Here is a 21221-nt window from a genome sequence, read left to right as displayed (position 1 = left end):
TTGGGCTTTTTTATGTCCACATCTTTGTACATTTATATGTTTTTATGAATTTGGTTGACGTTAACGTAAGGCGTTTTGTTTTAACGCTGGAGTAAGCGTTAGATTGTTATTTTATGTTTATGCGGACGCTGAATAATATGCACAAAAATGTGGTGAGTTAACTCCTTGTACCATTACGAATGTTGAATAATTATTCATATTTGTTGCGGTTTACGTTTACGTAAACTGTGATTTTGAAGTTTGTTTGTTAACTTTGAATCGCTAATGACACTGGTGTCATTTTCTTTTTGTGGTCTTTTTATGTATTTTTCACCTGAAAAGTTGTTTTTTGTTAATTTTTTAAACTAATGAGAAATATTCAAGTTCATGAATATATATTCATAATTATGTTGACTCGCATATAAAACCTCGCTAATTTTGAATATCTGCCAAAAAATCTCGTTAGAAGTGTAACCAACGGCAGTTGTAGCAAGGGGAGGAGTCCATGTTATATGACTCAGCACTAGAAAAAGATAATTGTGGGTTTGGCTTAATTGCGCATATTAACGGCCAAGCTAGTCACAAACTCATTCGTACAGCAATAACAGGGTTAGATCGAATGCAGCACCGAGGCGGTATTGCGTCTGATGGCAAAACCGGTGATGGCTGTGGGCTTCTATTACAAAAACCAGACAGTTTTTTCCGTGCAATTGCTGATGAACAGCAATGGCGTTTGGGTAAAAACTATGCGGTGGGCATGCTATTTCTTAACACAGATAGTGAGCTGGCCAATGCTGCAAGAAAAGTGATAGGTGAAGAATTAGAAAAAGAAACACTTACGCTGGTTGGATTCAGAGAAGTGCCTACCGATCCATCAATGCTTGGTCCAATTGCAAAGGCGCAATTACCAATTTTTGAGCAAGTATTTGTCAGTGCCCCCGAAGGTTGGCGACCCAAAGATTTAGAGCGTCGCCTTTATATCGCAAGGCGCAGAATTGAAAAACGTTTGGCTGATGATAAGCAGTTTTATATTGCTAGTTTGTCAGGCTTGGTGACGGTATATAAAGGTCTGATGATGCCAGCAGACTTGCCGAATTTTTACCTAGACCTTGCGGATATGCGCATGAAAAGTGCAATTTGTGTTTTTCACCAGCGCTTTTCGACCAATACGCAACCCCGTTGGCCTTTGGCCCAGCCATTTAGATACTTGGCACACAATGGGGAAATAAACACCATTACTGGTAACCGTCAGTGGGCAAGGGCGCGTGCTTATAAGTTTTCATCACCACTATTACCTGACTTACAAAGTGCGGCACCTTTTGTAAATGAAGAGGGGTCTGACTCATCAAGCTTGGATAATATGCTTGAGCTGTTTCTAGCAGGGGGCATGGACTTATTTCGCGCGATGCGTATGCTCGTGCCACCAGCATGGCAAAAAAATCGTGCGATGGATGAAGATTTACGTGCATTTTACGATTTTAACTCGATGCATATGGAGCCTTGGGATGGCCCCGCAGGGATCGTCATGTCAGATGGTCGTTTTGCAGCGTGTAACCTAGATAGAAATGGCCTTAGGCCTGCGCGTTATGTATTAACCCAAGATGGTTTTATTACGCTTGCTTCTGAGGTAGGTATTTGGGATTACGCGGCAGATGAGGTGATTGATAAAGGTCGTGTCGGACCAGGCGAGTTACTGGTAGTTGATACATTGCATGGTAAAATTTGGCAATCGGATGAGATTGACCAAGACCTGAAAGCGCGTCACCCATACAAAGCGTGGTTGGAGCAAAATGTTAAGCGTTTAACGCCGTTTGAGCAGTTAGATGAGGAGCAAGCGGGCGGTAGAGATATTGATGACCAAATGTTATTGACCCACCAAAAACTGTTTGGCTACTCCAATGAAGAGCTTGACCAAGTACTACGTGTAATGGGCCAAAATGGCCAAGAAGCAACTGGTTCAATGGGCGATGACACACCTTTTGCGGTGCTATCAGAAGGCTATCGCTCTTTGTTTGATTATTTTAGACAAAAGTTCGCGCAAGTAACCAACCCACCTATTGATCCGCTACGTGAAAATCACGTGATGTCGTTGGCTACTTGTATTGGTCGTGAGCAGAATGTATTTAACGAAACCACGGGACATGCTAAACGACTGCAGTTTGACTCACCAGTATTGTCATACTCAGACATGCAGCAGCTGCGCAATGCGGATGATCAACATTATTCAATCTGCAAAGTTTCGCTTAACTACACGCCGGAGGAAGGGCTTGAAAATGCCATAGACCGTATTTGTGATGAAGCACAACAAAAGGCACAAGCGGGTTGCGTGATGGTGGTATTAAGTGATCGTGATATCAGTGAAGCGACTTTACCAGTGCCTGCTGCAATGGCGGTAGGCGCTGTACAAAGAAGATTGGTTGACTCGAATCTTCGCTGTGACTCAAACATTCTTATTGAGACGGGTAGCGCCAGAGATCCACACCAGTTTGCGGTTCTGCTGGGCTTTGGTGCAACCGCAATTTACCCATATTTGGCATACGAATCATTGGTTGCTATGTGTGACGAAGGTGTGATCAAAAAAACCTATCGTGAAGTGACATTGGCCTATCGTAATGCGATTAATAAAGGCTTGTACAAAATCATGTCGAAAATGGGTATTAGTACGGTTGCGTCTTATCGCTGTTCAATGTTGTTTGAGGCGGTTGGCTTATCTGATACGGTGGTTGAGAAGTGCTTTAAAGGGGTTGCAAACCGTATTCAAGGGGCATCTTTTGAAGACTTTGAAAGCGACCAAGTTAAATTGCATAAACTGGCTTATAGCAAGCGTAAGTTGTTAACTCATGGTGGTTTACTTAAGTATGTACACGGTGGTGAGTACCATGCATATAACCCTGATGTTGTGCAAGCACTGCAGGTGGCGGTGCGCTCTGGCAGTTATGATGATTATCAAAAATACGCAGATTTAGTAAATAATCGACCGGTGACTAACTTACGTGATTTGTTGGCTTTGAAAGCGCAAACGTCTGTGAGTATCGATGATGTAGAACCTGCAACCGAGCTGTATAAACGTTTTGACTCCGCGGCAATGAGTATCGGTGCTTTGTCGCCAGAGGCGCATGAAGCATTAGCGATTGCCATGAACCGTTTAGGCGGCTTTTCTAACTCGGGTGAAGGTGGTGAAGATAAGCTGCGTTTTGGTACTGAAAAGAATTCGCGTATCAAGCAAGTTGCCTCAGGGCGATTTGGTGTAACCCCACACTATTTACAAAGTGCTGATGTTATCCAAATTAAAGTAGCGCAAGGTGCAAAGCCCGGTGAAGGCGGGCAGTTACCAGGTGAAAAGGTGACACCATATATTGCGAAGTTACGTTATTCGGTACCGGGGGTGACGTTGATCTCGCCTCCACCGCATCACGACATTTACTCCATTGAAGACTTAGCGCAGTTAATTTTTGACCTCAAACAGGTTAACCCCAATGCTATGATTTCGGTGAAATTGGTGTCTGAACCTGGGGTTGGAACCATTGCCACAGGTGTAGCAAAAGCGTATGCAGACCTTATAACCATTGCAGGTTATGACGGTGGTACGGGTGCAAGCCCGTTAACGTCAGTTAAATATGCGGGCAGCCCGTGGGAGCTTGGCTTAGTGGAAACCCAGCAAGCTTTGGTTGAGAACGGTTTACGTCACCGTATTCGTTTGCAAACAGATGGTGGTTTAAAAACCGGTTTAGATATAGTCAAAGCCGCTATATTAGGTGCAGAGAGCTTTGGGTTTGGCACAGGGCCGATGGTTGCACTGGGCTGTAAATATTTAAGAATTTGTCACCTGAATAACTGTGCAACAGGCGTCGCAACACAAGATGAAACGTTGCGTCAAAAGCACTATCACGGTTTACCAGAAATGGCGATGAATTACTTCAAGTTTATTGCCCGTGAAGCACGTGAATTGATGGCACAATTAGGTGTAACAAGACTTGTTGACTTAGTTGGTCGTACAGATTTGCTAGAGATGATTGAAGGCCGTACCGCTAAACAAAGCAAGTTGAACCTATCAAACTTGTTGGCCAAGCCAAATAATCCGTCAGGTGAAACACTGTATTGCAGTGCCAAGAATACGTCTCATTATGAGGGTAAGCTTAATGAATTGTTGCTTGATAAAGCTAAGCAAGCCATCGACGAAAAGTCAGGTATCTCTTTGGTGAACAGGATAGCTAATACAGACCGTTCTGTAGGCGCGATGTTATCAGGCTATATTGCCAGTAAATATGGCAACCAAGGTATGGCGGCAGACCCAGTTGCAATCGAATTACACGGTACAGCGGGTCAATCATTTGGGGTATGGAATGCAGGTGGTCTGGAAATGACGCTAGTCGGTGATGCCAACGATTATGTGGGCAAAGGTATGGCTGGCGGAAAACTGGTGATCAGACCTCCAATGGGCTCTAACTTCGCAAGCCACCAAGCGACCATTATGGGTAACACATGTTTGTATGGTGCAACAGGCGGCAAATTGTTTGCCGCAGGTCGAGCGGGAGAACGCTTTGCGGTTCGTAACTCTGGTGTTCAAGCGGTTGTTGAAGGATTAGGAGACAATGGTTGTGAATATATGACTGGCGGTGTGGTCTGTGTACTTGGTGCGGTAGGTGTGAACTTTGGCGCGGGTATGACTGGTGGTTTTGCTTATGTACTAGATGAAGCCAATGACTTTGAAAAGCGCATTAACCCTGAACTTGTTGAAGTGGTTGAGCTGAGTGATCTAGCGTCTCATCAAGAGCATCTCAGAGGGTTAATTGCTGAGCACTCAGATCTCACTTGTTCATCACGTGCAGAGCAGGTTTTAGCAAATTTTGATTTGTACTTGCCAATGTTCAAGCTAGTTAAACCTAAATCAAGTGATCTTAAAGGCCTATTAGGGCACAGAGCACGCAGTAGTGCTGAACTTCGTGTGCAAGCTCAATAGGGGGAAGTATGAGCGAAAATGTATATCAATTTATAGACGTACAACGCGTTGATCCACGCAAAAAGCCAATCTCAACTCGTAAGCAGTCATTTGTAGAAATTTACGAGCCGTTTTCGAACAGTCAGGTTAGCTCGCAGTCAGATAGATGTTTAGATTGTGGTAACCCTTATTGTGAGTGGAAGTGCCCTGTGCATAACTATATTCCACAATGGCTGAAGTTAATAAGAAATGGCCGCATTTTTGAAGCGGCAGAGTTATCACACCGAACCAATAGCTTACCTGAAGTATGTGGTCGCGTATGTCCACAAGACCGATTGTGTGAGGGCGCCTGTACACTCAATGAAGAGTTTGGAGCGGTCACTATTGGTAATATAGAAAAATACATTACTGACACGGCATTTGCACAGGGCTGGAAGCCCGATATGTCTTATGTAGTGTGGAGCGATAAGAAAGTGGCAATAATCGGCGCAGGCCCCGCTGGACTGGGGTGTGCTGATATTTTAGTGCGCAATGGCGTTAAACCAGTGGTGTTTGATCGCAATCCAGAAATTGGCGGTTTGCTCACATTTGGTATTCCATCATTTAAGCTTGAAAAATCAGTGATGGAAAAACGCCGTGAGATCTTTACTGAAATGGGTGTTGAATTTAAGTTGAACACCGAAGTCGGCAAAGACATCAGTATGGATGAACTGTTATCACAATACGATGCGGTGTTTGTTGGAGTTGGCACTTATCAAAGTATGCGTGGTGGATTGGTGAACGAAGACGCGCCGGGCGTATATGATGCACTGCCATTTTTGATTGGTAACACCAACCGAGTTATGGGTTATGATGAGTCTGCACAGCCATTTGTTGATATGGCGGGTAAAAAAGTTGTGGTACTTGGTGGTGGTGATACCGCAATGGACTGTGTGCGTACATCGATAAGACAAAACGCCACATCGGTAGTGTGTGCATACCGTCGTGACGAAGAAAACATGCCGGGCTCGCGCCGTGAGGTAAAAAATGCCAAAGAAGAAGGGGTTGAGTTTAAATTTAACCTGCAACCGAAGGGTATTGTGGTTGACGACAATGGTCATGTGAAAGGCGTTGAAATGGTCCAAACGCGATTAGGTGAGGCTGATGAAAATGGTCGCCGTAGAGCCGAAGAAGTGTCTGGGTCTGAACATGTGCTAGACGCTGATGCGGTACTTATGGCGTTTGGCTTTAAGCCTCACAGTCTTGAGTGGCTAGCGCAATATGATGTTGAAATTAACCACTGGGGCGGCATAGAAGCACCCGAAAAAGGCGAGTTTACTCATCAAACTAGTAATCCCAAAATTTTCGCTGGTGGTGATGCAGTGCGAGGCTCAGATTTAGTGGTTACCGCGATTTTTGAAGGTCGCAACGCCGCCGAAGGCATTCTAGATTACTTAGGCGTTTAGTGATTTGATAGAAACTAGTTTCAAACTAAGTAGTAAGACCATCGAGCCCGCGCAAGCGGGCTTTTTATGGTCATACTTAGGTGGTTATATTTAATTTAACCGTGGCTACTCAATGTAAGATATAACGACGGAGTTTTTGTGTAACTCATAGCAATCGGTAAATTGCTTTGGTAACTTTGCTGAGCGCAGCGCTCACTCAATTGGAACTTAAAATAGAGAAGCAATCTTAGATAAGTTGCTTCTCAAAGCATTAAATTCAGGTGGCTGCACCGTTTCAGTTTCAGCTTGCTTAATAGCTTACCTACAAGATAATTGTTTCTCGAATAATTGGAATTAGCTTTTGAGCTCCATGCTCTGTTAGATGATTGGTATCGCTATATAAGGGGAACTTTTCAGAGCTGCCAAAGCAGAACTGTTCACTACATAACGCTTGCGTAGCATCCACTAGTTTTATATCACACCTTCTTTTGGCCACTTCTTGGGCTTCAAAAATAATCTTATGTGTATCGAGGTATTGCTGCTTTTGGATGGTATATTCATTTACATATCCTAGTCGGTGGTACTCTTTCATCATATGGTCGGGAACGTTACTTTGCATGCGTGGCAATGGTGTAAAAACATACACTTCTCTATCATGTTTTAAGCGGCACATTGAGTCACTAAATCGATTTATGTAATGCGTTCGATAATCACCTAGCTTGTCAAACTTAACAATGGGCTCGATATCGAATTTGTCTGGGTGACGCATATATGCGTCACCTACAGGGTATGCACCACTATTAACTACAATGACTGGTAAATTGTTGCTTTTAATTTCCCTGTATACCCTATCATTAAAAACATTACAGTCTGGAGACTCTAGATTTGTGAATTCACCAAACATCGTGTTACATGATCCGTAACCATAATATGTAAAGCTTTTTTTAGTTCCCTCTAAAAGGGCTGTAGCGACTGATAATGAATGACTATCTCCTAATAAAATAAAGGATGGCTCGTCATCACCAAATTTGCAGCTACCAGACTTCAAATGAAAGCATTCCTTTTTTCTTGGGTTTAAGTCGGTTTTAGCGGCTGCTAGTTGTTGAATTTTGTCTGCGTGTAAAAAGAGAAAGCCCTGAGTACGAAATGAAGAAAAACTAATCAGTAGAACAATTAATCCAACAAAACTCAGTTTGGAAAACACAAGCCTGCTTATTCGGTCCACCTTGAAGTGCCTCTGGCTTTCAATTAATTTATAGCTTAAGTAGCCGAGGAAAATGCTCACTGCAATGCCAAGAATATAGCCGCCCTTAAACCCCCAATATGTCATAAAAACTACCACAGGCCAATGCCACAAATAGATGGAATAAGACCACTGACCAAGCGCTTGGATAGCCGCATTTTTTTCGAATAATAAGTTCTGCTTATTAGCAATTAACACTAAGCATGTACCAAATACTGGAGTGAATGCATATATTCCTGGCCAAGGTGTCTGCTTATTAAAAATGAAGAAGCTTAGTAAAACGAGTGATAATCCAACATAGTAGAGGAAGCTTCTCGTTCGTTCGGGTAAGTTATAGTTACAAAAAAATACAATGCCACCAATCATCAACTCCCACGCTCTAGTCTGCAGCATGAAATAAGCTTCATTTGGGGACCTTTTTGTTACCATGACACTAAAGATAAAAAATCCAGCAGTCAAAATGCTTAATGTAATGGGTAAATACTTTCTAGATAATAGCTTGCATAACAACAGCAATAAGATTGGATAGATTAAATAAAACTGCCACTCTACTGACAAAGACCAAGTGTGTAAAAGCCACTTTTGCGCAGAGTCAACATCGAAATAGCCACTCTCTCGAAAATAAATAATGTTGGATATAAACAGCATGCTTGCGAGTACATGTTTGCCCAAATCTTTAAATTCTAACGGCAGTACGAAGAATGAGGTAATCACGAGCAGGGCTACACATACAAACAGTAGTGCTGGGACCAAACGATTAAATCTAGATAAGTAAAAGTTTGCGAACGAAAAAGAGTTTGTATCAACGGCTTTAACAATAATACTGGTCATTAAAAAACCAGAGAGAACAAAAAATATATCTACTCCTGCAAATCCTCCAGGTAGCCAATGGTCATTAAAATGGAATATAACCACTGAGATTACTGCTAAGGCTCTTAATCCATTGATATCATATCTGAAATACATCGAATTCCGTCCAAAAATTAGATTAGATTGTACCCTTATTGGGGTTGTTATCAAGTAACTCTTCTCATTTTCTTTGAGTAACGAAATAGATATTTAGAGAACTTAGGTCACCACCCAAGGGAATAGTGCGCCAATCATTAGTAACAAAACTAATGCGGGATAATTCGAATGCGATACGTTATGGGAGATTTACACTCGAAATGCCATGACAATATTCCAGAACAACGAGAGATAAAGGCACGTAATAATTTCAAAACAAACTAACTACAAAAGGTGGTGCGACTGGCGATTAAGTTAGGGTAAGTGTCGCGATGATAGCAGTAACTTATCGGGCTGCGTATGTGTTGGATTTGGGCAATTGGAATATTATAGTTATACCATTCCACTTAACTAAGTGGTCTATTTTTAGGCAATAATATGTTATCAATTGAAAGGCAAAAACATTGCTATTTAGTTGTTCTAAATGAGAAGTTTTTAAGGCAGCTAGCATCATGCCTTGTCCCTTAAAATGATTAAGCTGAGATCAGCTCTAAATAATTTTCTCTACAGCCATTTTGAGTGTAGTCACTTATCACATCAGGGATAAGTGACTACATCAATGGGAGCTATTTGCTTTTAAGCACTTTGCACCATCAGCAGCTCTTGGGCACTGGCTTTGGTGGTAGCACTGATTTTATCTCCACCAATTAAGCGAGCTATTTCTTCTACACGCATTTCATGTTCGAGAGGTTTCATTGCAGTGAAGGTTTCGCCATTTTCCACAGACTTGGCAACAAAAAACTGTTGATGGCCACTACAAGCCACCTGTGGTAGGTGGGTTACACAGATCACTTGGGTTGATTTACCCAGTTGTCGTAGCAGCTTGCCCACTTGCGATGCGGTAGGACCAGAAATACCTACATCTACTTCGTCAAAAATAAGGGTAGGGGTAGTAACACGCTGGGCAATAATCACTTGAATAGCTAAGCTTATTCGCGACAATTCACCGCCCGATGCAACTTTGCCAAGCGGCTGCATTGGCTGTCCTGGATTTGTTGAAACTAAAAATTCAATATCATCAAAGCCTTTTGCGGCTGGCTTTTGCTGTGATTTTTGTGTTAACTCAATGGCAAAGCGACCATTTTCCATTGATAGCGACGCCATACTTTTGCTGATCAGTTCGTTAAGCTGTTTAGCGGCTGCGTGCCTGCTTTCGCTCAAGCCTTTAGCGGCAATATTATAAGCCTGAATAGCATCCGCAATTTCTTGCTCAAGAGCGTCAAGGCGCTGTGAATCTGAGCTAATATCGTTAAGTTCTGACTTTAACTGCTGATGAAATGCGTAAAGTTCATCAGGCTTAACGGCATGTTTGCGAGATAAATCCATGGTTTTTGACAGTCGCTCTTCCAGCTCTTGTAAGCGCATGGGATCTTGGTCAATGTTCTCGCTGTAGCTGCGTAACTCTCTACACGCTTCTTCAATTTGTACCGCAGCTTCTTCAAGCATAAGCGCGATTGGATTTAGGTTACTATCGTAGCCAGATAGCTCACTAAATTGCTGAGCACTATGCTGAAGTTGACTGAGAACGGTTTGGTCGTTTTCATATAAATATGACAACTCTCTTTGACAGGTGTCAATAATGGTTTGGCTGTGGCTTAGTCGGCTATGCTCAGCTTCAATTTCTGCAAATTCACCCTCTTCAAGAGCAAACTCATCCAGTTCAGCTACTTGGTATTCAAGCAGCTGCTGCTTTGCAGCTTGCGTTTGTTGTTGTTTTTGCAGTTCTGAGTATTCGCGTTGTAGTTTGTTAAAATGGGTATATTGAGTCGTTACCGCGTTCAACAACGAGTAGTGACCTGCATAAGCGTCAAGAAGATGTAACTGATGTTCAGGCTTAAGCAACAGCTGGTGAGCATGCTGACCATGAATAGAAATTAAGTATTGTCCAAGGTCTTTTAGCTGCCCGGCAGTGACAGCAACGCCGTTGATGTAACTTTTGCTACGGCCATTTTTACTGATAACGCGGCGTAAAATACAATCTTGATCTTCGTTATTGAGCATGTGCTCTTTTAAAAATTGTTGAGCAACTGGCAGATCAGCAATGTCAAAGTGCGCACTTATCTGTGCTTTGTCGGTACCAGGTCGGATTGCAGCAGGATCTGCACGTTCACCTAAGCATAAGGATAGGGCATCAATGGCAATAGATTTACCAGCACCGGTTTCACCCGTGATGGCTGTCATACCTGCTCGCCATTCAATATTTAAGGCGTTAACTATTGCAAAATTTTTAATTTCTAAGTTGATAAGCATACTGTGCATCCAAACAGTGGTTATACTGTTAATTTATACAGTATGCTTAATAATTGCAACTTGAATTTTAACTATTAATGAACAAGTGAACTAGCTTGTAGTGAGACGTTGCCTTGCAGCGGCCATTTGCTGCTCTAATTGGTTGTTTTGATCGTCTCTGGGATTAGCATCTTGCTCTTCAAAGTTGCCCTCTTGTTCTTCGTCTTGGCCATCATCAAATGCATCAACTGACACGTCAGGTGTTTTAATTAGGGCAATCAGAGCTGGCAATATTTCGTAATAAAAATCTTTGTTATATGCAATACCTGACGAAGGGAGTTCAGCAACAAAATACTGCAGCTGTTCAGCAAGCTGGTCTTTATTGCCTGTAACTCTGGACTTACCTAACTCAGTGCCGACTGCACGGGTAAATTGCTCACTTATCTTTTCTAGTTGATTTAGGTTCGCTTCTGTATGTGCTTGCACAACAAAGAAATTACCTACAATAGCGTTTACTTTGGGTGCATATTTAGGCCGTAGTACTTTTGCATCTACATATTCGGCTGTCTTTGCTTTAAAGTTATCTGTGACCTCTTTAAGACGCGCGTTGAATATCTTTTTTTCGGCTTCTCGCGCTTTTTTGCGATTATTTTCTATCACTACATACACTCCTAACAGGGTAATAAGGAGCAGAAGAGTGAAAAAAACAATGTAACTGATCATATCAACTAAAATTTCCTAAACTAGAAAAATAACAGGCTCTATTTTGCGGCATCTTTGAGGCATTAGTAAAGCCTACTGCCCCAATTTAATTTTTGTCTGAGCACATTGTAATACGAGTATGATTTTGGATGGATCAAACGCAGCGTTTTATCTGCTTTTTTAATAACCACTTCATCACCTGGAAGAAGTGCCAAAACCACATGACTGTCACAGCTTACTTGCAAGCTATCGGTATTTTCTAAACTTAGCTTTAGGCGGATCTCATTGTTTGCATCAACAACCAAGGGTCTGCTTGAGAGTGTATGTGGGAACATGGGTACCAACGCCATCGCGTTGAGCTGCGGGGTGAGTATTGGCCCGCCTCCCGATAAAGAGTAGGCCGTTGAGCCTGTTGGCGTTGACACGATTAAGCCATCTGAGCGTTGTGAAAACACAAATTCATCATTAATAAACGCTTCAAATTCTATCATATGTGCAACTTTATCGGCGTGCAGTACCGCTTCGTTCACAGCTAAATTGGCGCTCTTTAGCTGGGCGTGTCGATATACTTCTACTTTTAGTAAAAAGCGCGACTCTGAAATAAACTCGCCTCTAAGCACTTCTTCTAGGCTGGCTTCAAAGCCTTCGGGGTTGAGATCGGTTAAAAAGCCAAGGTTACCCCGATTAACTCCGATTACGGCCACATCAAAGCGCGCTAATACACGCGCTGCCCCGAGCATATTGCCATCTCCACCGACCACAATGGCTAAGTCACATTGACTGCCGAGATCGACCAATTCAGTAAGCACGTTGTTATCAATGTTAGAAATTTGCGCACCAACTCGCTGCTCAACTAAAACGGTATAACCAAGTGCTTGCAAAAAGGTGTATAAGCGTTGTAAGGTCAACGCCGCGCCTTCATGGTTAGGCTTTCCAATTAGGCCTATAGTTTTGAAGGGAGTCGTCATGTTGAATTCCTTGATAATAATAGCGCAAGACTAACTTAAAAAGTCAGCACTTGAAACTGGCAAATGATGTCACTACATAAATAATATGAAATTAACAGCACGCGACCAACAAATCTTCTCTGCGGTAATGAGTTTATACTGCAATGGTGAAGGGCATCCAGTGGCTTCTAGCAGAATAGCCAAGCAAAAAGGTATGGCTGTTTGTTCGGCTACAGTACGTAATGCTATGGCTCGATTGGAAAAATTTGGGCTACTGTATTCACCGCACACCTCAGCTGGTAGGGTACCCACAGACTCCGGCCTAAAATACTGGCTAGATGAGTATTTTTCGTTGCATGACATTGCTAATTACTGGCAACCAGAGCAAAGTCAATTGATTGAGTTTGCACATAGCCTAAGCCAAAAATTTAATATTTGCTGTTGTGTGGGTTTACCACAAGCCAGCTCTCAACTTGTTTTCAGAGTTGAGGTATTAGCATTTGATAGCGCCTCATGGCTGGTTCTATTGATAGACAGAGCAGGTCAGTCACATAATATTTGTATCAACAAGCCCAAAGATGACAGTGATCAGCACCGTTATTTATTCGCTGCTTGGATGAACACGGTATTTAGCCAGCAAACATTGATTGAAGGTTTGCACCGTATGAAGGCAATGGCGCACAGCGCCCCAGAAAATTGTAGAGATCAATTGGCACAATGGACGCGAGAGCTACATTATCAATTGGGTACTGACAATAGTATTGTGGTAGGTGAACGATTTTTATATCAGGGCTTGGATATTGATTCTGAACTTAATATTGGTGTGTCGTTTTTGCACCAAGTTGAAGACAAACTTGCGTTTAGAAATGGCATATCTGTTTTATTGGGTGAAGAGTTAAGCACGCTCAATGTAAAACAGTCTCTGGTTTTGAGTGTGCCATATTTTCAAAACGGAGAATATCAAAGTCGGTTTTGCGTAATTTGCCCAGTAAATGCACCAATTGAAGCAATCATTACACAATTTTCTCAAATCACGCCAATCGGGACTTGAATCTCAAATTTCAATCCCCATAATTAGCCACAGTTGTAAAGAATCGGAGAAATCTTACATGTCTGAGCAAACCAATGCCCCTGAACATGAACAAGAAGCTGCTGAGCAAGTAGAGCAAGCGGCTCAAACACAAGAAACAGAGCAAGAAGAAGCGCAAACGCAAACAGAGCTAAGCCCTGAAGAAGAAATTGCAGGCCTTTACGCTGAGCTTGAAGCAGCAAAGCAAACGATCAAAGATCAACAAGACAGTGTGGTAAGAGCTGCTGCTGATGTTGAAAATATGCGTCGTAGAGCTGCACAAGATGTTGAAAAAGCACATAAGTTTGCATTAGAAAAGTTCGCAAACGAGTTGTTACCTGTGCTGGATAACCTTGAACGTGCAATTGAGTTTTCTGACAAAGAAAACGAAACCTTAAAGCCAGTGCTTGAGGGGATTGATATGACGCTTAAGAGCTTCGCAGATGCACTTTCGAAGTTCGGTGTTGAAATGGTTAATCCACAAGGTGAAACATTTAACCCTGATTTACATCAAGCGATGTCTATTCAACCTAGCAATGATGTTTCGCCAAACACCGTACTTGCGGTAATGCAAAAAGGTTATACATTGAATGGTCGTTTATTACGTCCTGCAATGGTGATGGTATCTAAAGAAGCAGAGTAAGTTGCATTTTTAGACGTAAAAAGCCGATGTTAATCGGCTTTTTTTATGCGTGATTTTTGGATTATTTGATAGCAAATAGATAACAATACAGCGCCTAGCATAAGGGCTGAAAACGGTACTGCGCTGCTCGGTTCAATAAACGCTAAAATTGGGCCTACGAGAGCACCACTGCCAAAGCGCAGTGTACCAATTACAGCTGTGGCTGTGCCCGAATGCTGCTCAAACGCGATTAAAATAAGGGCATCAGCATTGCTTGCAATGATCCCCAAACTCATCATTAACGGGGCAACGGTACTGGCAAATAACCAAACATTCACAGACATCATACTTTCAATTACGAGGGCACTACCCACAAGCAAACCTATCATTAGGCCCAAAAACAGCATTCGTCTAGAGCCTAGCCTTGGTACAAGACGGGTATTTAAAAAGTTGCCAAACATCAGGGCCATCACATTAAGCGCAAAAAGAATGCCGAATAACTGCTCAGATACCGAAAAGTAGTCAAGATAAATAAATGGAACTGACGTTAAAAAACAAAAGAATGCAAACGACGCTGACATGGATGTAAGTATGTCAAAACGGCTTTTTTTATTAGACAGCACAACGCGATAGTTTTTTAGGAAAAATGACAGTGATATTTTACTTTTGTTAAAGCTTGGTACGTCTATATCGGCATAAAAACAGCAAGCTAATACGAGTAATGCATATAGGGCAAGCGACCAAAATATTGCACTCCAGTGCCAAATTAACATCAGTGCTGCACCAATACTTGGGGCGAGTAAAGGCGCTAACATCATGATCATTGACACATAAGACATGCCTTTAGCTGTGTCTTGTTGGTAATAGTGGCGAATGATCCCTGGAACCACAACACTTGCTGCAGCACCTGTAAATGCTTGCACAACCCGCAAAATGTTGAATAGCTCAATATTGGTCGTCATGGCAAGTAAGGCCGAGCTGATAGCAAAGCCCAATAACCCGATACGTGCTAAGAGTGTGCGTGAAAACCTATCTGCAAGTGGGCCGAAAACAAGCATGCCCATCGCATAGCCTGCCAGATAACTGCTCAAGGAAACTTGAACCTGCTCAAGTGAGGTGTTTAATTGCTGTGCAATTGCGAGCATTGCTGGTAAATATAAATCTATTGCTAATGGCGTTAATGCCACAATACTTGCCAATAAAGGCAAAAATAATCGACCAAGAAAATGAGAATGTTGCACGAGTACTCACACAAGATAACTTTTGTCCATTATAACGGTAAGGGCGCAATTAAGCTTAAGTTAATAGTTGAATAGCAATTATTTGCGGTAAAAATGAATAGTTGCAAAGCTGACTACTTGAGTCGAAGCTAGGATGTTTTAAACTAGCAGCAAGCTTAATGTTATTGGGAATGAACAGAATGAAGAAAGTGCTTACTACTTTGACCAGTGCCTTGGTTATGACTCTGGTAGTGTCGGGATGTAAAACCTCTCCCACTGGACGGACACAAATTACCTTATATTCAGATCAAAAAATGAGTGAAATGGGCGTTGCTAGCTTTTCGCAAATGAAAGAGCAGCAAGCTATCGAATCAGATAAATCGACAAATGCCTATGTACAGTGCATTGCCGACCACCTAATTACTCAGCTACCAGCAGAGTATGCAAATCAACAGTGGGAGGTTGTGGTTTTTAAAGAAGATAGTGCCAACGCATTTGCACTACCTGGAGGTAAGATTGGTGTACATACTGGTCTGCTAAAGGTTGCTAAAAACCAGCACCAACTTGCGGCGGTAATGGGCCATGAAGTAGGGCATGTTATTGCACAACATGCGAACGAACGTGTATCGCAAAACAGTTTGTTGCAGTTTGGTCTACAAGCTAGCAATGTCGCTTTACAAATGGGCGACGTGCAGTACCGAGAAGCTATTATGCAAGGGCTCGGCTTAGGTGCTCAGTTTGGTGTTGCTTTACCATTTAGTCGCTCTCATGAAAGTGAAGCAGACATTATAGGTTTAGATTTGATGGCGAAAGCGGGTTTTGATCCACAAGGCTCAGTTGACCTTTGGCAAAATATGGAGGCAGCTTCTGGCGGTGAGCGCCCAGCTGAGTTTATGTCTACTCACCCAGCACCGCAAACTCGTATAGCTAATTTACAAAGTGGTATGACTAACGCAAACGAGCTAAAACAAATGGCTTGGCAGGCGGGTAGAAAACCAAACTGCAAGTAAATTTTTGTTAAGGGCAAAGCCTGTGGACAAACACAATCTAAGTGCTTTGCCTAAGCAATGCTATATTTAGCTTAGCCAGCTTTATTTGTGTGGTGCATTTTGACAAATTTGATCTGGCTCAAAATAGTGCATAACTAAAAGTGGAAGAGGACAAAAGTCCTTATCTGGAGAGGCGTATTTAACTATGCTCGCCAGCTATCTATACAGTATATGCACTAAGATAGGCGGGGTTAGAATACCAATTGCTTATTTACCAGTGAATTCATGCAATAATCAAGTGGAATCAATATGCAACAATTACCTACGGTCGATTATCAAGCGCCTGACGCAGCCGCACAATTTGTCGAATCTCTACGCAATACAGGCTTCGGTGTATTAAAAAATCATCCAATCCCTCAAGAGCTCGTAGAATCGATTTATAAAAATTGGCAAGCGTTCTTTAACTCTGAACAAAAGCATGAGTTTTTGTTCGACAAAGAGACTCAGGATGGTTACTTTCCACCAGATGTATCTGAGGTAGCAAAAGGTTTCACTGTAAAAGACATAAAAGAATATTTTCACGTATATCCCAAAGGTCGTGTACCAGCTCAATTAGAAGCAGAGATCCGTGAATACTATCGACTAGCAAATGAATTTGCCGCCACACTATTGAGCTGGGTACAAGCGCAAGCACCACAAGAGGTGCGTGCGAAATTTTCTATCGACTTAAAAGATATGATTGCTAATTCTGAGCAAACATTGCTGCGTATACTCCATTACCCGCCAATGACCGGTGATGAAGAGCCAGGTGCTATCCGCGCTGCAGCTCATGGTGATATTAACCTATTAACGGTATTGCCTGCTGCGAATGAGCCAGGTCTACAGGTACAAACAAAAGAGGGTGGTTGGCTAGATGTGCCATGTGATTTTGGTTCATTAATTATCAATATTGGTGACATGCTGCAAGAAGCATCAGGTGGCTATTTCCCATCAACAATTCACCGCGTAATTAACCCAACAGGAAAAGCATCGACAAAATCAAGAATATCGCTACCGCTATTCTTGCACCCACGCCCTGATGTTGTATTGTCTGAGCGTTATACCGCAGATAGCTACTTACAAGAGCGACTAACAGAGTTAGGCGTAAAATAAAAAGAGCGGCATAGCCGCTCTTTTTATTTTATTAATCAGTATTTTAAAAGCCACAAGCTGTAAGTTTCGTCCCTAAAACTTCAATACGAATGGCAAATTTACGCTGACAACCTTTAGATTCTATGCAATATTAGAATTTTTCATTGTTAAGAAATTTTATCAAAAATTTAATGACAACGCTGTCATTTTGTGTGTAACATTAATTCAACACGACTCAATGCTCAGCAATAACTATAAAATTGAGCCAACCCCAATTCGATAGAGGTCGCTACATGATGGCTAAACAGGTGCAACAAGACCAGTTATATATAGGTATAGACGGCGGAGGAACAAAATGCCGCGCTACTATCTACTCAAAACAACACGGTGTATTAGGCACAGGTCTTGGAGGGCCTGCTAATCCACTTCATGGTCTTGAACGTACGTTAGAGTCAATTATGGTTTCGACCCAGCTCGCATTGCAAGATGCGGGTTTACGTGTTGAACAAGTGCATGAACTAAATGCAGGAATGGGTCTTGCCGGTGTAAACCTACCTGCGCTTTATGACAAAATAATGCAGTGGGATCACCCGTTTCAACAAATGTTTCTAACTACCGATTTGCATACAGCATGTATAGGAGCACACGAAGGACAAGATGGAGCGGTGATTATTACTGGTACTGGTTCCTGTGGTTTTTCTATTGTAAATGGTGAGTCGGTTAATTACGGTGGTCACGGCTTTGCGCAAGGTGATATTGGTAGTGGTGCTTGGATGGGTTTAGAGGCTACCAAAGCTGTTCTACTAGACTTGGATGAACTAGGGCCTACCACAAGACTCAGCGGAACATTTAAATCTCATTTTAACACGTTAACTGCGATGGGAATTGCTGAACAAATGGCGGGTCAACCATCAAGTGTTTATGCAAAGCTCGCGCGTTTGGTATTTGATGCAGCAGAGCAGCAAGATGAAGTTGCACTTTCTATCGTTACGCAAGGCGCAGACTACATTAGCCGACTGGCAAAAAGACTGCTTGAGAACAATCCACCTCGCTTATCAATGATCGGGGGCTTGTCTGAGCCACTCAATAAATGGTTAGACCCTGAAATTGCAAAATTAGTAGAGCTTCCTAAACAGCCGCCAGAAATGGGCGCAATTTACTTTGCAATAAAAAATGTGGAACAGGACTTAATAAAGGCGAATTAATGACTAGGCAATTATATAAGGCATCAAAATTTTTTGATGGCTATGATTTTAAAGAAAATGTAGTTTTTGCCGTAGAGCAGGGCAAAATAAGTTTTGAGATTGATAATACACACGAGCCTGCTCAGCAGTTAAATGGTCTAGTTGCGCCTGGTTTTATTGATGTTCAAGTGAATGGTGGCGGTGGCGCTTTTTTTAATGCTGAACAAAGTACTGATTGCCTAGCAAAAATATTATCAGCACACGGCCAATTTGGGTCGACAGCTATTATGCCTACCCTTATAACTGATAAAGTTGAAGTGATGTCGGCTGCCGCTGATGCGGTGGCTCAGGCTATTGCAAATAATCAAGCTGGTATTGTAGGCATACACTTTGAAGGTCCGCATTTATCACACCCTAAAAAAGGGACTCACAGCGAGCAGTATATTCGTGCTATTTCCGATGAAGAGTTTGCTATTTACGAACGCCAAGACTTAGGTATCAAAATGGTGACGTTGGCTCCTGAAACGGTGCCACTTAGTGACATTGAACGCTTGGTTAAATTGGGCGTAAAAGTCAGTATTGGCCACTCAAACGCTGATTTTGATACAACCATGAAAGCATTGCGAGTGGGAGCGGATGGCTTTACCCATTTGTTTAACGCTATGTCGGCATTTACTTCTCGTGAGCCTGGCGTTGTGGGTGCGGCACTTTGGGACAATAACAGTTGGTGTGGTTTGATTGTTGACGGACATCATGTGCATAGCACGTCAGCGAAACTTGCTATAAGAACAAAACAACGCGGCAAAGTTATGTTGGTGACAGATGCTATGCCTCCGGTGGGTACAGATGATATGGAGTTTGACTTCTTTGATGGCCGTAAGGTGATACGCACTGGAGATCGACTAAACTCAACCACAGGTGAACTCGCTGGCAGTGTGCTGGATATGGCAAGTGCAGTACGTAATACGGTGAGTGATTTGGATATTGCGCTTGGAGAGAGCCTGCGTATGGCATCTTTATATCCCGCACAGTATTTAAACCTTCCTAACAAAGGTCATTTAGCAGAGGGTGCAGATGCAGACTTTGTTTTGCTCGATGATTCTTTGTTTGCAAATGCAACGTACATTGCAGGCCAAAAGATTTAGTTTTTTCCCTGAAGAAAAACCCCGTTGCAGTTTAACGGGGCTTTTGTTTTTATGAGGCTCCCTATGGCAACAAATACCACTAAAAAGCGCCTGGCATCCCTTGATGCGTTACGAGGCATGGATATGTTTTGGATTTTAGGGGGGCAATCAATATTTGCCGCACTGTTTGTGCTTACGGGTTGGCAAGGCTGGAAGTTGTTCGAAGCACACACTGTGCACAGTCCTTGGCATGGTTTTACCTTTTATGATCTTATTTTTCCTCTTTTTATTTTTCTCTCTGGCGTCGCGATGGGACTAGCACCAAAGCGCATTGATCATTTACCTTTTGGTGAGCGAAAATCATATTATCAAAAAGCGTTAAAAAGACTCTTGCTACTGTGCCTACTTGGAGTTTTATATAACCACGGTTGGGGAACAGGTATACCTGCCGCATTAGATGAAATACGCTACGCAAGTGTATTGGGGCGGATTGCGGTGGCATGGTTTTTCTGTGCGTTACTTGTTTGGCATACCAGTGCGCGTACTCAAGCTTACGTTGCTGTTGGTATTTTACTTTTTTATTGGATATTGCTGTGTTTTATCCCTTTACCAGGGGGAGTTGCGGGCGATCTCTCTGCTACTGGTGCTGGCAGTTGGAATGCTTGGTTTGATAAACACTTTTTACCAGGCATAAGTTATCAGGCTAGAGTTGTTGACCCTGAAGGCGTGTTATCGAGCTTGCCTGCCATTGTAAACGCACTCGCAGGAGTTTTTGTTGGGCGCTTTATCGCAAGAGCTGAACTGTTTGGTCAATGGCGCAGTGTCGCTGTGCTCTTTGGCGCAGGTTTTAGTTGTTTACTCTTAGGTTGGTTATGGGATTTGTCTTTCCCTGTAAATAAAGAGCTTTGGACTAGTTCATTTGTGCTCGTTACAGTTGGGTGGAGTGCCATACTTTTTGCCATATTTTATGCATCAGTTGATTTACTTAATACACAAAAATTGGCTTACCCATTTATCATTATTGGTGCAAATTCAATTATTATTTATCTAGCCTCATCTTTGGTAAATTGGAACTATATTAGCCTTAGTGTATTTGGTGGGATAGTCGCTGCGGCTGCGCCAAATTGGCAGCCATTGTTAAGTGTTTTAGCGTTGCTATCTGTGCAGTTATTAGTGCTGCATTGGATGTATAAACGAAAGATTTTTGTCAGCGTTTAAAAGCGATTTAAATAATTTCAAGATAGTGAAGCCCACAGAATACGTGGGCTTCGTCGTTTTTGGAGTGAAAATAGTGAAATTTTTCTTCACTTTTACTTTACAAAGCATTTTATTCTGATAATAATGACAGCGTTGTCATAATGGTAATGCCTAATAATACAGTGTATCCCAATTAGGTTTGATCTGACCTTGCTTT

14 protein-coding genes are annotated in these 21221 nt (G+C 42.3%); 9 read left to right on the top strand and 5 right to left on the bottom strand.

Going from position 1 to position 21221, the window contains the following annotated elements; genetic code table 11:
• Positions 1 to 484 precede the first annotated feature (484 nt).
• The gene (gltB, locus tag HG263_RS03460; protein WP_171624665.1) at positions 485 to 4939 is read left to right on the top strand and encodes a glutamate synthase large subunit; all 4455 of its coding nucleotides are present in this window, start codon (positions 485 to 487) and stop codon (positions 4937 to 4939) included.
• 8 nt (positions 4940 to 4947) lie between these two features.
• Positions 4948 to 6363, top strand: a complete 1416-nt coding sequence (locus HG263_RS03455; RefSeq protein ID WP_171624664.1) for an FAD-dependent oxidoreductase — start codon at positions 4948 to 4950, stop codon at positions 6361 to 6363.
• 301 nt (positions 6364 to 6664) lie between these two features.
• Here HG263_RS03455 and HG263_RS03450 read toward each other — a convergent pair whose 3' ends face one another.
• The 4 genes from HG263_RS03450 to nadK form a co-directional block, all read right to left on the bottom strand.
• A complete protein-coding gene (locus HG263_RS03450; RefSeq protein WP_171624663.1) occupies positions 6665 to 8551 on the bottom strand; it encodes an acyltransferase family protein in 1887 nt (628 codons plus the stop codon).
• A 615-nt stretch (positions 8552 to 9166) separates the two neighbouring features.
• Positions 9167 to 10840, bottom strand: a complete 1674-nt coding sequence (recN, locus tag HG263_RS03445; protein WP_171624662.1) for a DNA repair protein RecN — start codon at positions 10838 to 10840, stop codon at positions 9167 to 9169.
• Between the two features lie 90 nt (positions 10841 to 10930).
• A complete protein-coding gene (locus HG263_RS03440) occupies positions 10931 to 11539 on the bottom strand; it encodes a hypothetical protein (protein ID WP_171624908.1) in 609 nt (202 codons plus the stop codon).
• 65 nt (positions 11540 to 11604) lie between these two features.
• Complete coding sequence (gene nadK / locus HG263_RS03435; RefSeq protein ID WP_171624661.1) at positions 11605 to 12489, bottom strand: NAD(+) kinase; 885 nt, start codon at positions 12487 to 12489, stop codon at positions 11605 to 11607.
• Positions 12490 to 12574: 85 nt separating this feature from the next.
• Between nadK and HG263_RS03430 the strand changes: the two genes are divergently transcribed.
• Both HG263_RS03430 and grpE read left to right on the top strand, forming a co-directional pair.
• Entirely contained in the window at positions 12575 to 13519 is a 945-nt protein-coding gene (locus HG263_RS03430; RefSeq protein WP_171624660.1) for an HrcA family transcriptional regulator, read from the top strand.
• A 58-nt stretch (positions 13520 to 13577) separates the two neighbouring features.
• On the top strand, positions 13578 to 14180 hold the full coding sequence (grpE, locus tag HG263_RS03425; protein WP_171624659.1) for a nucleotide exchange factor GrpE: 603 nt from the start codon (positions 13578 to 13580) through the stop codon (positions 14178 to 14180).
• A 29-nt stretch (positions 14181 to 14209) separates the two neighbouring features.
• On the opposite strand, the gene HG263_RS03420 is transcribed toward grpE, so the two are convergent.
• Positions 14210 to 15400 carry a Bcr/CflA family efflux MFS transporter gene (locus HG263_RS03420; protein WP_171624658.1) on the bottom strand — a complete coding sequence of 397 codons (1191 nt, stop codon included), beginning with the start codon at positions 15398 to 15400 and terminating at the stop codon, positions 14210 to 14212.
• A 179-nt stretch (positions 15401 to 15579) separates the two neighbouring features.
• Between HG263_RS03420 and HG263_RS03415 the strand changes: the two genes are divergently transcribed.
• The 5 genes from HG263_RS03415 to nagX all read left to right on the top strand — a co-directional run bounded on the left by HG263_RS03415 (position 15580) and on the right by nagX (position 21025).
• Complete coding sequence (locus HG263_RS03415; RefSeq protein WP_171624657.1) at positions 15580 to 16389, top strand: M48 family metallopeptidase; 810 nt, start codon at positions 15580 to 15582, stop codon at positions 16387 to 16389.
• 288 nt (positions 16390 to 16677) lie between these two features.
• Positions 16678 to 17520 (top strand): isopenicillin N synthase family dioxygenase, encoded by an 843-nt coding sequence (locus tag HG263_RS03410; protein ID WP_171624656.1) that lies wholly within the window; start codon positions 16678 to 16680, stop codon positions 17518 to 17520.
• A gap of 272 nt (positions 17521 to 17792) precedes the next feature.
• Positions 17793 to 18704, top strand: a complete 912-nt coding sequence (nagK, locus tag HG263_RS03405; RefSeq protein WP_171624655.1) for an N-acetylglucosamine kinase — start codon at positions 17793 to 17795, stop codon at positions 18702 to 18704.
• Positions 18704 to 19828, top strand: a complete 1125-nt coding sequence (gene nagA, locus HG263_RS03400) for an N-acetylglucosamine-6-phosphate deacetylase (protein WP_171624654.1) — start codon at positions 18704 to 18706, stop codon at positions 19826 to 19828. The genes nagK and nagA overlap by 1 nt, the downstream gene beginning before the upstream one ends.
• A gap of 63 nt (positions 19829 to 19891) precedes the next feature.
• Positions 19892 to 21025, top strand: a complete 1134-nt coding sequence (nagX, locus tag HG263_RS03395; RefSeq protein ID WP_171624653.1) for a transmembrane glucosamine N-acetyltransferase NagX — start codon at positions 19892 to 19894, stop codon at positions 21023 to 21025.
• Positions 21026 to 21221 lie beyond the last annotated feature (196 nt).

Origin of the sequence: Pseudoalteromonas caenipelagi (assembly GCF_013140855.1) — a bacterium.
Lineage (GTDB): Bacteria > Pseudomonadota > Gammaproteobacteria > Enterobacterales > Alteromonadaceae > Pseudoalteromonas > Pseudoalteromonas caenipelagi.
The sequence above is the reverse complement of the archived record's forward strand: the minus strand, read 5'-3'. Positions and strand labels throughout refer to the sequence as shown.

What these genes read in the sequence shown, in the direction of transcription:
- nadK (WP_171624661.1), bottom strand. Translation starts at nt 12,489, where the DNA reads ATGACGACTCCCTTCAAAACTATAGGCCTAATTGGAAAGCCTAACCAT.
- HG263_RS03410 (WP_171624656.1), top strand. Translation starts at nt 16,678, where the DNA reads ATGCAACAATTACCTACGGTCGATTATCAAGCGCCTGACGCAGCCGCA.
- grpE (WP_171624659.1), top strand. Translation starts at nt 13,578, where the DNA reads ATGTCTGAGCAAACCAATGCCCCTGAACATGAACAAGAAGCTGCTGAG.
- nagK (WP_171624655.1), top strand. Translation starts at nt 17,793, where the DNA reads ATGATGGCTAAACAGGTGCAACAAGACCAGTTATATATAGGTATAGAC.
- nagX (WP_171624653.1), top strand. Translation starts at nt 19,892, where the DNA reads ATGGCAACAAATACCACTAAAAAGCGCCTGGCATCCCTTGATGCGTTA.
- gltB (WP_171624665.1), top strand. Translation starts at nt 485, where the DNA reads ATGTTATATGACTCAGCACTAGAAAAAGATAATTGTGGGTTTGGCTTA.
- HG263_RS03455 (WP_171624664.1), top strand. Translation starts at nt 4,948, where the DNA reads ATGAGCGAAAATGTATATCAATTTATAGACGTACAACGCGTTGATCCA.
- HG263_RS03430 (WP_171624660.1), top strand. Translation starts at nt 12,575, where the DNA reads ATGAAATTAACAGCACGCGACCAACAAATCTTCTCTGCGGTAATGAGT.
- nagA (WP_171624654.1), top strand. Translation starts at nt 18,704, where the DNA reads ATGACTAGGCAATTATATAAGGCATCAAAATTTTTTGATGGCTATGAT.
- HG263_RS03450 (WP_171624663.1), bottom strand. Translation starts at nt 8,551, where the DNA reads ATGTATTTCAGATATGATATCAATGGATTAAGAGCCTTAGCAGTAATC.
- HG263_RS03415 (WP_171624657.1), top strand. Translation starts at nt 15,580, where the DNA reads ATGAAGAAAGTGCTTACTACTTTGACCAGTGCCTTGGTTATGACTCTG.
- recN (WP_171624662.1), bottom strand. Translation starts at nt 10,840, where the DNA reads ATGCTTATCAACTTAGAAATTAAAAATTTTGCAATAGTTAACGCCTTA.